At 67.3% G+C, this 14248-nt stretch carries 11 protein-coding genes; 7 read left to right on the top strand and 4 right to left on the bottom strand.

The annotated features are described in order from the left end of the window. Window positions 1-2: 2 nt before the first annotated feature. On the bottom strand, window positions 3-767 hold the full coding sequence (locus U5768_RS15795; protein WP_322031343.1) for an IclR family transcriptional regulator: 765 nt from the start codon (window positions 765-767) through the stop codon (window positions 3-5). Window positions 768-989: 222 nt separating this feature from the next. Here U5768_RS15795 and sauS point away from each other — a divergent pair, with 222 nt between their 5' ends. The 3 genes from sauS to U5768_RS15780 all read left to right on the top strand — a co-directional run bounded on the left by sauS (window position 990) and on the right by U5768_RS15780 (window position 5455). Further along, the gene (sauS, locus tag U5768_RS15790) at window positions 990-2435 is read left to right on the top strand and encodes an acylating sulfoacetaldehyde dehydrogenase (RefSeq protein WP_322031342.1); all 1446 of its coding nucleotides are present in this window, start codon (window positions 990-992) and stop codon (window positions 2433-2435) included. After that, window positions 2432-3997, top strand: coding sequence for an AMP-binding protein (locus tag U5768_RS15785; RefSeq protein WP_322031341.1), 1566 nt, complete (start codon window positions 2432-2434; stop codon window positions 3995-3997). Before sauS ends, U5768_RS15785 begins: the two co-directional genes overlap by 4 nt. A 75-nt stretch (window positions 3998-4072) precedes the next feature. Beyond that, window positions 4073-5455 (top strand): MFS transporter, encoded by a 1383-nt coding sequence (locus tag U5768_RS15780; RefSeq protein ID WP_322031340.1) that lies wholly within the window; start codon window positions 4073-4075, stop codon window positions 5453-5455. A gap of 41 nt (window positions 5456-5496) precedes the next feature. On the opposite strand, the gene U5768_RS15775 is transcribed toward U5768_RS15780, so the two are convergent. After that, window positions 5497-6417, bottom strand: coding sequence for an NAD(P)-dependent oxidoreductase (locus U5768_RS15775; protein WP_322031339.1), 921 nt, complete (start codon window positions 6415-6417; stop codon window positions 5497-5499). Between the two features lie 183 nt (window positions 6418-6600). On the opposite strand from U5768_RS15775, the gene U5768_RS15770 reads away from it, so the two are divergent. The 4 genes from U5768_RS15770 to U5768_RS15755 all read left to right on the top strand — a co-directional run bounded on the left by U5768_RS15770 (window position 6601) and on the right by U5768_RS15755 (window position 10997). Further along, a complete protein-coding gene (locus tag U5768_RS15770) occupies window positions 6601-6804 on the top strand; it encodes a DUF3311 domain-containing protein (RefSeq protein ID WP_322031338.1) in 204 nt (67 codons plus the stop codon). A gap of 66 nt (window positions 6805-6870) precedes the next feature. Further along, window positions 6871-8283, top strand: a complete 1413-nt coding sequence (locus U5768_RS15765) for a sodium:solute symporter family protein (RefSeq protein WP_322031337.1) — start codon at window positions 6871-6873, stop codon at window positions 8281-8283. 15 nt (window positions 8284-8298) lie between these two features. Beyond that, window positions 8299-9975: an amidohydrolase gene (locus U5768_RS15760; RefSeq protein WP_322031336.1), complete on the top strand. Its 1677-nt coding sequence runs from the start codon at window positions 8299-8301 to the stop codon at window positions 9973-9975. Beyond that, window positions 9972-10997 carry a CobW family GTP-binding protein gene (locus U5768_RS15755; protein ID WP_322031335.1) on the top strand — a complete coding sequence of 342 codons (1026 nt, stop codon included), beginning with the start codon at window positions 9972-9974 and terminating at the stop codon, window positions 10995-10997. Before U5768_RS15760 ends, U5768_RS15755 begins: the two co-directional genes overlap by 4 nt. Before the next feature lie 33 nt (window positions 10998-11030). On the opposite strand, the gene U5768_RS15750 is transcribed toward U5768_RS15755, so the two are convergent. Together U5768_RS15750 and U5768_RS15745 are read right to left on the bottom strand one after the other, a co-directional pair. Then, a complete protein-coding gene (locus U5768_RS15750; RefSeq protein WP_322031334.1) occupies window positions 11031-12350 on the bottom strand; it encodes an MFS transporter in 1320 nt (439 codons plus the stop codon). Between the two features lie 134 nt (window positions 12351-12484). Continuing rightward, window positions 12485-14122, bottom strand: a complete 1638-nt coding sequence (locus tag U5768_RS15745; protein ID WP_322031333.1) for a choline dehydrogenase — start codon at window positions 14120-14122, stop codon at window positions 12485-12487. Between the last annotated feature and the right edge of the window lie 126 nt (window positions 14123-14248).

Genomic DNA, 14248 nt, shown 5'->3' with positions numbered 1-14248 from the left:
CCCTATTCGCGGAACGTTTTCGCGGTTTCCGTCGCGGCGTGCCTCAGGTCGGGCACGAACGCGAGCAAGTCGTCGAGCGTGAGGCGGCCGACCGGTGCCTGAACGGCGATTGCCGCGCACGCGCGGTTGCGCTCGAGCATCACGGGAACCGCAATCGCGATCAACCCCTGTAAGTGCTCCTGATTATTGATCGCTAGCTGGCGGCGGCGCGTCGCGGCCAGTTCCTTGCGCAACGCTTCGCGGTCGGTAATCGTCTGCTCCGAATGGGCGCGCAGCGGGAGCGTCTCGATCATGCGGTCGCGGCGCTCCTTGGGCAAGAAGCTCAGCAGCAGCTTCCCGCTTGCGGAACAGTGCAGCGGCACGTGCGAGCCCGGCTGCAGATGCATGCGCAGCGGCCATTCCGTCTCCACGCGGTCGACGTAGACCACGTCGTTGCCCGCGAGCATGGTGAGGTTGCAGGTTTCGCCGATCTTTTCGACAAGCTGCTCCAGCAGCAGATGCCGCGCCGCCGCAGGGCCTGCATGCATCAGCACGTTCACCGCCAACGTCCGCACGCGCGCCGAGCACTCGTATAGCTTGTCGTGGGCGCCGCGCGTGACGAGCCAGGCGTCCGTGAGCTGGGCCAGGATGCGGTGCACCGTCTGCTTGGGCAGGCCGAGCGCCTGAACGAGATCCATCATCGCCAGAGGGCGGCCCGCCTGCGCAAGCGTTTCCAGCACGCGAAACGCGCGGACTGCCGCCGCGTTCGATTGATTCGATGTGGACACGCTCGTCTCCTGCGTCGGCTTTTCCGTACGGTGGGCGCCTGCCTTCCTGCCATCGATTGTGCATCCGGGAATGCATTTTTCGGGACTGGTGAAAGTCCCGAAAATCGCATATTTCGCGGCTGGCCAGCCACGTGTCGCCGATTGTTCGGGAATCGGGACTCGCGTTCGCGCGCCGATGAATAGATTGGCAGTACCGCCAAATCAATCGTTCGGAGCGCGCCCATGAATGTCAGGGACACCGTTGTCGTTGCCGCCGGTCACGGCCCAGCCGATGCGCCCGCGCCGCAGATCGCGGCACTCGTCGCGCGCGCGCGTGCAGCGCAGCAAGCGTTCGAATTCGCCGGGCAGCCGACGCTCGATACCGCAGCCGCGGCGGCCGCCTGGGCCATCATGGAACCGGGGCGAAACCGCGAACTGGCCGAACGGGCGGTGCGCGACACGGGGCTCGGCAACGCCGACGACAAGTTTCGCAAGAACTACCGCAAGACGCTCGGGCTGCTGCGCGACCTGCACGGTAAAAAGACCTCCGGTGTGATCGCGCAGGACGAAGCCAAGGGTATCGTCGAGATCGCGCGCGCGGTGGGCGTGGTTGCGGCGATCACGCCCTCGACCAACCCGGCGGCGACGCCCGCCAACAACATCGTCAACGCGCTCAAATGCGGCAATGCGGTGATCGTCGCGCCTTCGCCGAAGGGCTATGGCGCGTGCGAGGCGCTCATCGGCTTTATCCACGCGCAGTTCGCGAAAGCAGGGCTGGACCCGGCGCTCGTGCAGATGCTGCCCGCGCCCGTGGACAAGGCCGCCACCGCCGCGCTGATGCGCGAAGCGGACCTCGTGGTGGCGACGGGTTCGCAGGCGAACGTGCGGATGGCCTACACGAGCGGCACGCCGGCTTTTGGCGTGGGCGCGGGCAACGTGGCGTCGATCGTCACGGGCACCGCGAACCTTCGCGACGCGGCGCACAAGATCGCGGCGTCGAAAACCTTCGACTACGCGACGAGCTGCTCGTCGGAAAACAGTGTGGTGATCGCCGAGCCGGTGTACGAAGCCATGCTGCGCGAACTCGCGGCGTGCGGCGGCGTGCTGCTCGACACGCAGCAAAAGGCGCAACTGCAGGCGGCGATGTGGACCGACGGCAAGCTCTCCGCGCGCTGCACCGCAAAATCGGCCTCGCAGATCGCGCGCATCGCGGGCCTCGACGGCATGGCAGACCGCGAGATCGCGTTCCTGATGGTCGAGGAGAGCGGCTTCGGCGCGAGCCATCCGTTTTCCGGCGAGAAGCTCGCGCCCGTGCTCACCGTGTACCGCGCGCGCGATTTCGGCGATGCGGCGGATGTCGTGCGCAGCCTCTATGCATACATGGGCGCGGGCCATTCTGTGGGCCTGCACACGGGCGAACCGCAGCAAGCCGTGGCGCTGGGTTCGACGCTGCCGGTGGCGCGCGTGATCGTCAACCAGGCCCATTGCTTCGCGACAGGCGGCAACTTCGACAACGGCTTGCCGTTCTCGCTCTCGATGGGCTGCGGCACCTGGGGGCGCAACAATTTTTCGGACAATCTCGGCTTTCGCCAGTACCTGAACATCACGCGCGTGGCGTATCCGGTTGCGGAGCACGTTCCCGAACTCGACGCGTTGCTCGGCGACTATTTCCGGAGATTCGGACAATGAGCGCGCCCACGACGATCCGCGCGCTGATCGAAGCCCGCGCCGCGCACTATCCCGACAAGCCGTTCCTGCTGGGGGCCCCCGAGGAGGGCGCGGGCGCGACGCTCACCCTCGGCGCGCTGCTCGAACGCTGCCGCGCGCTCGACATCCGCTTTCGCGAGGCGGGCCTCGCGCCGGGCGACGTCGTTTCGGTGCTGATGGGCAACGGCATTCAGACCGCCACGCTGCTGCTCGGCGCGATGTACAGCGGACTGATCGCGCATCCGCTCAATCTGCTGTGCCAGCCGTCGCAGCTTGCCTATATCGTCGAGCATTCGGACACGCGGATGATCTTCGCGAGCACGCAGACTGCCGGCCCGCTTGCGGCGGCGCTCGCCGCGCTGCGCGAGCAGGGCGTGACGCGCGACATCGCGCTCGTGCTCACGGAGCCGGAGGCGTTTGCGCTGCCGGTGCTGCCCGCGCTGCCCGCGCCCCGAACGATAGCCGCGGCGACCCCTTGCGCACCCGCTTGCGACGATATCGCTTTGCTGATGTACACATCGGGCACGACCGGCGCGCCGAAGGGCGTGCTGCTCAGCCACGCGAACCTGTGTGCGAACGCGCGCAACATCAGCCTGGAACACCGCCTCGCCGCCGATGACCGCGTGCTCGCTTCGTTGCCGCTCTATCACATCAACGGCCTCGTGGTGACCTTGCTCGCGCCGCTCTGGCATGCGGGCTCCGTCGTCCTGACGCCGCGTTTCTCGGCCGGCACGTTCTGGCGCGACGCCGCCGGCTACGGCTGCACGTGGATCAACGTCGTGCCGACCATCGTGGCCTATCTGCTGAACGGCGACGAGCCGCGCGGGCTCGACCTCTCGGCGCTCAAGTTCTGCCGCAGCGCCTCGGCCGCGCTGCCCGGCGACCATCATCGCGCGTTCGAGGCGCGCTTCGGCATTGGCGTGATCGAAACCATGGGCATGACCGAAACCGCCGCGCCGGTATTTAGCAATCCCTACGATGCCTCGCGGCGCAGGATCGGCAGCGTGGGCCTGCCTTCGGGCGGCGAAGCGCGCGTGATCGACCGCGACGGCCGCGAATGCGGGCCGAACGAGTACGGCGAAATCGTGTTGCGCGGCGAACAGGTCATGCGCGGCTACTACAAGCGCCGCGAGGACACGGCCAAGGCGTTCACCGCCGACGGCTGGCTGCGCACCGGCGACCTGGGCTATCGCGACGACGAGGGCTACTTCTACATCAACGGGCGCTCGAAGGAACTGATCATCAAGGGCGGCGAGAACATCGCGCCGCGCGAGATCGACGAAGCGCTGCTGCGCCATCCCGGCGTGCTCGACGCGGCGACTGTCGGCGTGCCCGATCCCGCGTATGGGCAGGAGATCGTCGCGTTCGTGGTTCCGCGCGAAGGCGAGGGGCAGGGCGCGCCCGACCCCGCCGATCTGCGCGAGCACTGCCTGCGCGAACTGGGCCGCTACAAGACGCCGCGCGAATTCCGCTTCGTGAGCGAGCTGCCGCGCGGTCCCTCGGGCAAAGTCCAGCGGCTTAAGCTCGTGACGCCCACAGGCTGATATGCGAGCGCGCGACGAAGCGCATGCGGCCAGGCGGCCCCGGCGGCACAAAAAAGAGACTCAGGAGACAACGTCATGAAACAGCACGCGCAGCGCGTGAAGACGCGCCACATCATTCTCGCGGTCATGTGTTTGATGTACTTCATCTCGTACATCGACCGCGTGAACATTGCGGTGGCGGGACCGCTCATTCGCCATGAAATGGGCCTGAGCGCGGTGCAGCTCGGGCTCGTGTTCTCCGCGTTCGCGTATCCCTACGCCGTGATGCAGATCGTCGGCGGCTGGCTCTCGGACAAGTTCGGGCCGAAGCTCGTGCTCACGGTACTCTCGCTGATCTGGGGCGCGGCCACGCTTGCCACCGGCTTCGCGGGCAGCGTCGCCATGCTGGTGGGGTTGCGCTTCGCGCTCGGCGTGGGCGAGGGCGGCGCGTTTCCCACGGCCACGCGCGCGTTCACGTACTGGATGCCGGTGGGCGAGCGCGGCTTCGCGCAGGGCATCACGCACAGCTTCGCGCGCCTGGGCGGCGCGGTCACGCCGCCGCTCGTGCTCGCGGTGGTGGTGGCGGGTGGCTGGCGCTACGCGTTCGTCCTGCTCGGCATCGCAAGCCTCCTGTGGACGGTGCTCTACCTCTTCGTGTTCACGAACTCGCCGGAACAGAACCGGCGCGTCACGCCCGAAGAGACCGCCGAAATCGGCTATCGCAGGGGCGACTGCGACCGCGCGAGGCACGCGGCCACGCCGTGGCGCAAGCTCGTGCGGCGCATGTGGCTCGTCACGTTCGTCGACTTCTGCTATGGCTGGCTGCTGTGGGTGTATCTCACGTGGCTGCCGTCGTACCTGAAGGAGTCGCGCGGCTTCGACCTCAAGCAACTCGCGCTCTTCACGGCGCTCCCGCTGCTCGCGGGCGTGGTGGGCGACACGCTTGGCGGCGTGGTGTCCGACCGGCTTTACAAGTGGACGGGCCGGCTGCGCTTCGCGCGTTGCGCCGTGCTCGTGACGGGCATGGGCGGCTCACTCGCTTTTCTGCTGCCGATGGTGTCCGTCGCCAACCCGATGATCGCGGTGCTCTTTCTTTCCGCTTCGTTCTTCTTTCTGGAGATCACGAATCCCGTGCTGTGGACGCTGCCGCTCGACATCGCGGGCAAGTACGCCGGCACGGCGGGCGGCATGATGAACACGGGCTTCGGCATCGCGGGCATGGTGTCGCCAGTCGTGTTCGGCTATCTGATCCAGCATACGGGCAGCTATAACGTGCCCTTCATGATCTCGGCGGGGTTGCTTGCGCTTGGCATCGTCGCGGCGCTTTTCATCGATACCGCCCGCACTGTCGAGGCCGACGAGGAACGCGAACGGCGCATGGGCGCGCAGGAGGCGGGCGCCTTTGCGTTCCTCGACAGCATGCCGACGGTGCGGCTCGAACGGCACACGCTGCGGCGGCCGCTGCGCTGGTGGCGCTGAGACGCCTCCGACGCCCGCGCGCGCCGCCGTCCCGATGCGTCTTATGCGCCGCCGCCGTCGAGCTTGCGCAGGCGCCAGATGAGGCTCGATGTGTCGAAGCGGCTGCCGCCCAGGCGCTGCACGTCGCCGTAGAACTGGTCGACGAGCGCGGTGACGGGCAGCGCCGCGCCATTGCGCTTCGCTTCGTCGAGGCAGAAGCCGAGGTCTTTGCGCATCCAGTCCACGGCGAAGCCGAAGTCGAACTTGTTGGCGATCATCGTCTCGCCGCGGTTGTCCATCTGCCAGCTTGCGGCGGCGCCCTTGCCGATCACGTCGAGCACGAGCGTCATGTCGAGCCCCGAGCGCTCGCCGAAGTTGATCGCCTCGGAAAGCCCCTGCACGAGCCCCGCAATGCAGATCTGGTTGACCATCTTGGCAAGCTGGCCCGCGCCCGCCTCGCCCACCAGCGTCACGGCCGCGCCGTAGTGGCAGAGCGTGGGCCTCGCGCGCTCGAAGGCCGAGGCTTCGCCGCCGCACATGATCGTGAGCTTGCCGTTCTGGGCGCCCGCCTGGCCGCCGGAAACGGGCGCGTCGACGAAATGCAGGCCGTGTTCGGCCGCAATCGCCGAGAGTTCGCGCGCGACGTTGGCCGAGGCGGTCGTGTGGTCGGCGAACACAGCGTCGCGCGCCATGCCCGCGAATGCGCCATCCGCGCCGAGCGTGATGCTGCGCAGGTCGTCGTCGTTGCCGACGCACGCGAGCACGAGATCGGCGCCCTGGGCCGCTTCGCGCGGCGTGGCGGCCGCGCGGCCGCCGTATTCGGCGACCCATTGCGCGGCTTTTTCGGCGGTGCGGTTGTAGACCGTGACGTCGAGCCCCGCTTTGGCGAGATGACCGGCCATGGGATGGCCCATCACGCCAAGGCCCAGGAACGCGACACGGCGTACCGGATTGGGGGCGGACGAGGTTGAGGATTGGCTCACAGTGGCTCCTTGGGGTGGGGTTTGGGCTGGGGCGGCTTCATTATCTCAGCTATCGGCGCGGCGTCTGCACGCCGCTGGGCCAGCCCTCGCGCCGATTGGACCCAAAGATAGGACGTATCTGGCACTAGCCGCGCGTGTTTTTGACGGCCGATACTCGAAGCAAAAGCCACAAAGGAGACAAGGATGCTCAGGTATCTGATCGGAATCGGCCTGCCTTTTCTGGGCGTCATAGGCGCGCTGCCGTGGGCGGCCGCGCAGCAGGACCGCTACGTCTTTGGCGTGCCCTTCATCTACGCGTGGATCTTCGCGTGGTTCCTGCTGACTTCCGCGTGCCTCTTCATCTGCTGGCGCTGCTTCGACCGGCATCGCTACGCGAACGAGCACTGAAGCCCGTCTGCCGCGCCAAGCGGCGGCGCCGCCCATCCCATCGTCTCCACCCCTGGAGAGCCGCGCATGTCCACACTCGTTTTCTCGCTGTTGATCGCCTTTTCGCTCTATCTCGCCATCCGCTCCCGGCGCGGCCACGGCAAGCAGAGCGTGCACGACTTCTTCGTCGCGTCGCGACAGTTCGGCGTCGCGCTCGTGTTCTTCCTCACGGCCGGCGAGATCTACAGCATCGGCACGATGGTCGGCTTTCCGGGCGGCATCTATGCGAAAGGGCCGACTTACGGCGTCTGGTTCCTCGGCTACATCCTGCTCGCGTATCCCATCGGCTATTTCATCGGGCCGCGTATCTGGGAGGTGGGCAAGCAGCACAACGCCATCACGCAGGCCGATCTCTTCAAGGGCCATTACCGCAGCCGCGCGCTGGAGCTGATCGTCGCGGGCTCGTCCATCCTGTTCCTGATTCCATGGGGCGAACTCCAGTTCACGGGCCTGGCCGCCGCGCTCAAGGGGCTCGGCTGGCACGTTCAGCCCGTCTGGCTGATCGTCGTGTGCGCCGCGCTCGCCTTCACCTATATCGCGATTTCGGGCGTGCGCGCCTCCGCGTGGATCGCCGTGCTCAAGGATATTCTGATGCTGCTCGCCATCGTCGTAACGGGCGTGGCGGCCGCGTGGATGGCCGGCGGCACGCACGAGGTCTTTCACGCCGCGAGCCGCCAGGTGAGCAACGCGATGACGACGCCGCAGTTGCGCTTCTCCATGAGCACGATGCTGTTCCAGTCGCTCGGCTTCTACATGATGCCGTTCGCGGCGCAGGGCTTTTTCACCGCGCGCGGTCCCAACACGATTCGCCGCACGCAGATCGCGATGCCGCTCTACATGATGATGTACCCGTTTCTCGTGGTGGCTTCGTACTACGCGATCAGCGCGAACCTCAAGCTCGCCTCGCCCAACGACGCGTTCTTCGCGGCCGCCGTCCACCTGCTGCCCGACTGGCTGCTCGGTCTGGTCGCGGCGGGCGCCGCGCTTTCGGGGCTGCTCGTGCTCGCGGGCATTTGCCTCGCGATCGGGCCGATCGTCACGCGCAACCTCATTCCGAACCTGCCGGAGGCGCGCCAGAAGCGCACCGCGAAATTCGTGATCGTGGCCTACCTGCTGGTGTCGATCGCCACCACGCTGCTCACGCCGAACCTGATGCTCTCGCTCATCAACACGACCTACTATGGCGTGACGCAGTTCCTGCCGGGCATGCTGATTCTGCTCGCCGGGCGTCGCGTGCGGCCGGGCGCGGTGGCGGCCGGTATCCTCTGCGGGCAGGGGCTCGCCATCGTGTGCTACGCGCTGCATATCGGCTTCGGCGGCATTAATCTCGGGCTCGTGTGCCTGGGCGTGAACGTGCTCGTCGTGTTCGTGGGGCATATCCTGCTGCGTCCGTCCGGGCGCCGCTATGCCATGCCCGATCCGCTTCACCGTCATTCATAGGAGTCGAATCCGCCGATGAATTCGCCTGCAACGTCAGCATCCGCCGGTCAGCCGGTTACGGTTTTCGCGGCGCGCCGCATCCTCACGCTCAATCCCAACCAGCCGCACGCCACGCATGTGGCCGTACGCGAGGGCCGCATTCTTGCCGTGGGAACGGGCGAGGACGCCGCGCACTGGGCGGCGCGATTCGGCACGTGCACGCGGGACGACACGCTGCGCGACAAGGTGCTGATGCCGGGGCTCGTGGAAGGGCATTGCCACCTGATGGAAGGCGCGGTGTGGGATGCCGTGTACGTGGGCTACTACGACCGTCGCGGCCCGGACGGCAAGCTGTGGCGCGGCCTGCGCACGCTCGACGCGGTGCTCGAACGGCTTGCCGAAGCCGAACGCGACATGACCGACGACGGCCCCTTGCTCGCGTGGGGCTTCGATCCGATTTACTTCGGCGCGGCGCGCCTCACGACGCGCGAACTGGACACCGTCACGGCGCGCCGCCCCATCGCGATCCTCCATGCCAGCGTGCATTTGATGAACGTGAACAGCGCGATGCTGGCGCTCGCGGGCATCGACGAGGATACGGATGTCGACGGCATTGCGCGCGACGCGCACGGCCAGCCCACGGGCGAACTCCAGGAGTTCGCGGCGATGTTCCCGGTGTACCAGGTGATCGGCGGCAAGCTCGCGATCGCGGCCAGCGAGAAGCCGCACGCGGTGTGGAATTTCGGCCGCGTCGCGCAGCTCGCGGGCGTGACGACGGCGACCGATCTCGTGAACGATCTTTCGCCTTTGGGCAACGAGACGCTGCACAGCGTGACCGCCGACCCCGACTACCCGGTGCGCATCGTGCCCGCGTTCGCGCCGCAGCGGAACCCCGCGCAGCGCGCGGCCGGCGTGCTGGAAGCGATGGCGGGCAATACCGACAAGCTGCGCTTCGGGCCGGTGAAGTTCATCGTCGACGGCTCGATCCAGGGCTTCACGGCGCGCGTGCGCTGGCCCGGTTACGCGGGTGGACAGCCCAACGGCCTGTGGCTGATTCCGCCCGGGCAACTGGTCGAGGTGTTCGAGCCGTACCACTGCGCGGGGCTGCAACTGCATATCCACACGAACGGCGACGAAGCGACCGAAGTCGTGATCGATGCGCTCGCCACGTTGCTCGCGCGTCATCCGCGCCCCGATCACCGGCACACGCTGCAACACTGCCAGATGGCGGACGCGGCGCAATTGCGGCGCATCCGCGCGCTCGGCCTGTGCGTGAATCTCTTCGCGAACCACATCTACTACTGGGGCGACGCGCACTACAGCCAGACCATGGGCCCCGATCGCGCGAACCGCATGGACCCGGCCGGCTCCGCGCAACGCATGGGCATTCCCTACGCGTTGCATTCGGACGCGCCCATCACGGCGTTGAGTCCGCTTTTCACGGCATGGTGCGCGGTGCGGCGCGAGACGGCGTCCGGGCGCGTGCTGGGCGAGGCGGAGCGCATCACCGTGGACGAAGCGCTGCATGCGATCACGCTCGGCGCGGCGTATACGCTTCGCCTCGACCATCTGATCGGCAGCATCGAAGTGGGCAAGTTCGCCGATTTCGCCGTGCTCGACGAAGACCCGAGCACCTGTGCGCCCGAGCGCCTGAAAGACGTGCCGGTGTGGGGCACCGTGCTGGGCGGACGCGTCATGCGCGCCCCGCGATGAACGCCGCCCCGTCGCAGCCTGCGCGCGCGCCGATCGACCTCGCCGTGATCGGCGGCTACCTCGGCGCGGGCAAGACCACGGTGGTCAACCATCTGCTGGAGGCGCCGCACGGCAAGCGCATTGCGGTGCTCGTCAACGACTTCGGCGCCGTGAACATCGACGCGCGGCTCGTGCGCGCCCGCAGCGACGACGTGATCGAGCTGGACAACGGCTGCATCTGCTGCACGATTGGCGGCGCGCTCGTCGATGCGCTCGTGCGCGTCGCCGCGCGCGAAGAGCGGCCGGACCTGCTGCTGATCGAGGCGAGCGGCGTGTCGGACCCGGCGAAGATCGCGCAGATCGGCTTGCTCAACGGCGCGTTCCGGCTCACGGCAGTGCTCGTGGTCGTGGACGCGCCGGAACTCGTGCGCACGCTCGTCGATCCGCTGGTTGGCGCGATGGCGCAACAGCAGATCGACAGCGCGAGCGCGGTGATCGTCGCGAAGCTCGACCTGATCGCGCCGGGGTCGCGCGAGCGCGCGATTTCGGACGTGCGCGCGCTGGCGGCGACCGATATCGTCGTGGCCGCGGATCACGGGCGCGTGCCGCTCGCGCTGCTGTTCGACGCGAGCGTGCCGCCCGCGCGCGCGCTTGCCGATGTGGAGCGGTGGAAACACCGGCCTATCGGAATGCACACGGGGACGAACGCGAATGCGGGTGAGAGCGTATTTCCCGCGTTCGAAAGCGTGGCGCTGGCCGCGCCCGGCGTGCTGGACAAGGCGCGTCTACGCGCCTGGCTCAAGGCGCTGCCGCGCACGATCCTGCGCGCGAAAGGCTTCGTGCGCGTCGTGGATGCCGAGGGCAACGTCAGCACGCGCCTCTGCCAGGTCGCGGCCCGGCGGCTGCGCATGACGCCGCCCGCGCACGGCGAGCATGCGGCGCAGGGCACGGAGGGCGTGATCGTCTTCATCGGTTTCATCGATACGCAGACCGAAGCCATGCTGCGCGACGGGCTGCGTGCGTGCTGCCGCGTCGCGCCTTAGCGCCGTTGTCCATGGCCTGAAAACCCCCGCGCTTCAGTGCGCCCCGCTCATCGCGAGACGCCGCGAATGCTGCCGGCGGCCCACCCACAGCGCCGAGAGCGCGCTCAGGAGACCCGCGAACATCGTGTAGAGGCAGATGAGCCACGGATCGCCGCCGTTGCGCTGCAACAGCCACGTGGCGATGATCGGGCTGATGCCGCTCGCGAAGATGCCCGAGAACTGATAGACGAACGAGATGCCGGAGTAGCGTACGTTGGCGTCGAACAGTTCCGCGAACAGCGACGCTTCGGGGCCGTAGATGGACGCGTAGACAATGCCGAGCGGAACGATCACGGCGATCCACACGAGCACCGGCGAGCCGCCGCTGTGCTTCATGAGCCAGAAGCCGAAGAACGACGACAATCCCGTGAAGAGCGATCCCCAGAAGTAGATGCGCGCGCGGCCGACACGGTCCGAAAGGCGGCCGAAGAACGGAATCGTGAAGATCATCGTGAAGGCGGCGGCCATGACGGCGAGCAGGGCGTCGGTGCGCGAAATCTTGAGCGTCTGCGTGAGGTAGGCGATCGTGAAGACGGCGAAGACGTTGAAGAACACGCCGTCGATGAAGCGCGCGCCCATGCCCGCGAGCACGTTGCCGGGATAGCGGCCGAGCACTTCGGCGATCGGAACGCGCACTTCGGCGCCTTGTTGCTTCACGCGCTCGAACTCGGGCGTTTCCAGCACGCGCAGGCGGATATACAGGCCGATCGCCACGAGCGCGAAGGAGAGGAAGAACGCCACGCGCCAGCCCCAGGCGAGAAACTGCGCATTGCTGAGCACCGACGACAGAAGCGCGACCACGCCCGACGCGAGGCACAGCCCGATTGCGAGACCGATCTGCGGAATGCTCGCATAGAGGCCGCGCTTGCCCTCGGGCGCGTATTCGAACGCCATCAGCACGGCGCCGCCCCATTCGCCGCCAAGGCCGAGCCCTTGCGCGACGCGCAGGACGAGCAGCAGCGCGGGCGCCCACAGGCCGATCTGCGCATAGGTCGGCACGGTGCCGATCAGCACGGTGGCCACGCCCATGATCGAAAGCGTCATGATCAGCATGCTCTTGCGGCCGAGCCGGTCGCCGAAGTGGCCGAACACGATGCCGCCGAGCGGACGGCTCAGGAAGCCCACGGCGAACGTGCCGTAAGCCAGCATCGTCGAAATGAGGGGATCGCCGCTCGGGAAATAGAGCTTGTTGAAGACGATGCCGGCGACGACGCCGTAGAGGAAGAAGTCGTACCACTCGATGGTCGCGCCGATCAGACTCGCGACGACCACGCGCCTGATCTGCCGGGCGTCGGTGCGGGGTGATGCGTTCATGGCTGTCTCCTTTAAGGGTGCGCCTGGCATGGCGCGGTCCCCTGGAAAGCGGATGTTTTCGTAAGGTATCCTTTGTTTACCGGGTGTTGCCCTGCGTTCATCGTGTGCTGCATTGACCCCCGCATCTGCCTGCGTCACAGATGGACTTCGGCGTACTGATGTTGTGGCGCGGCGAGCGCCGCGTGGTCTTCGAGAATCATGTCGGCGGCCTTTTCCGCGATCATGATCACGGGGGCGTTGGTGTTGCCGGAAACCAGTTCGGGCATGATCGACGCATCGACCACGCGCAGCCCGGCGAGGCCATGCACGCGCAGCCGTTCGTCGACAACCGCCATGGCGTCGCGGCCCATCTTGCAGGTTCCCGCCGGGTGATAAATGGACTGGCTGAACTGGCGGGCCGCGTCCAGCAATTCGGCGTCGCTCTGATACTGCTCGCCGGGCACGAACTCGGACACGATGTGGGGCGCCAGCGACGGCGCGGCGGCGATGCGCCGCGCCACGCGAATGCCGCCGATCACGACGGGATGGTCGCGCGGATCGGACAGATAGTTGGCGCGAATGGCGGGGTACGCGCGCGGGTCGGCGCCGCGTATTTCGACGCTGCCCCGGCTATGGGGCCGCAACTGGCAGACCGATGCCGTGAACGCCGAGAACGGATGCGCGCCCTGGCCGGGTTTGTCGGCGCTCAGCGGCTGCATGTGAAACTGGATGTCGGGGCGTTCGACCGCCGGGTTCGAGCGCGTGAAGATCGCCACCTGGCTCGCGGCCAGCGTGAGCGGCCCGGTGCGCCAGAACGCGTATTGCAGGCCGATCCACGCCTTGCGCAACGGATGGTTGACCTCGTCGTTGAGCGTGCGCTCGCGCGTGCGGAATACGAGCCGCACCTGGAGATGGTCCTGCAGGTTGCGGCCCACGCCGGGCAGGTCGTGCAGCACGGCAACGCCCGCGCTGCGCAACACTTGCGCGGGGCCAATTCCGGAGTGCTGAAGAATCTGCGGCGAGCCGATGGCGCCCGAAGCGAGTATGACCTCGACGCGCGCCCGCGCGCGCTTGCACACGCCGCCTTGCCAATATTCCACGCCCACCGCGCGCCGTCCTTCGAACAGGATGCGGCTCGTCTGCGCCCGCGTCTCCACGATGAGATTGCTGCGTTTGCGCGCGGGCTTGAGAAAGCCCTTTGCGGTGCTCCATCGAAAGCCTTTGTACGCCGTCTGCTGGAAGTAGCCGACGCCTTCCTGAACCGCACCGTTGTAGTCGTCGTTGCGCGGGATGCCGGTTTCCTGGGCCGCGGCGATGAAGTGGTCGGCGATGGGCCGGCGCAAGCGCAGATCGGACACCTTGAGCGGCCCGCCCACGCCGTGCCAGGCGTTGGCGCCGCGTTCCTGATCTTCGGACTTCCTGAAATAAGGGAGAATGTCGGCGTAGCTCCAGCCGCGATTGCCTAGCGCCGCCCATCGATCGTAGTCCTCACGTTGTCCGCGCACGTAGAGCAGGCCATTGAGCGAACTCGATCCGCCGAGCACCTTGCCGCGCGGCCAGTCGATCTGCCGGCCCGCCACGCCCTCGTCCGGCTCCGTGCGATAGCACCAGTCGAGCGCGGGATTGTGCATCGTCTTGAAGTAGCCGACCGGGACGTGGATCCACGGATTGTTGTCCTCACCGCCCGCTTCGAGCAGCAGCACCGTATTGCGCGCATCGGCGCTCAGCCGGTTGGCAAGCACGCACCCGGCCGATCCGGCGCCGACGATCAGATAATCGACCTCATGGTCCATGAATCCCGTCTCCTCGACATCCTGGAGCGGCAGGACATGCCGCGTTTTTCGGATCAATGTCGGGGATGGGAGGAGCGACCGCAAGCGCCGATCGTGCGCACAGGCCGAAAGTGAAACGGAAACTGC

Origin of the sequence: Paraburkholderia sp. J76, assembly GCF_905220295.1 — a bacterium.
Taxonomy (GTDB): Bacteria; Pseudomonadota; Gammaproteobacteria; order Burkholderiales; family Burkholderiaceae; genus Paraburkholderia.
Note: the sequence above shows the minus strand (reverse complement) of the source record. Positions and strands in the feature narration are given on the sequence as shown.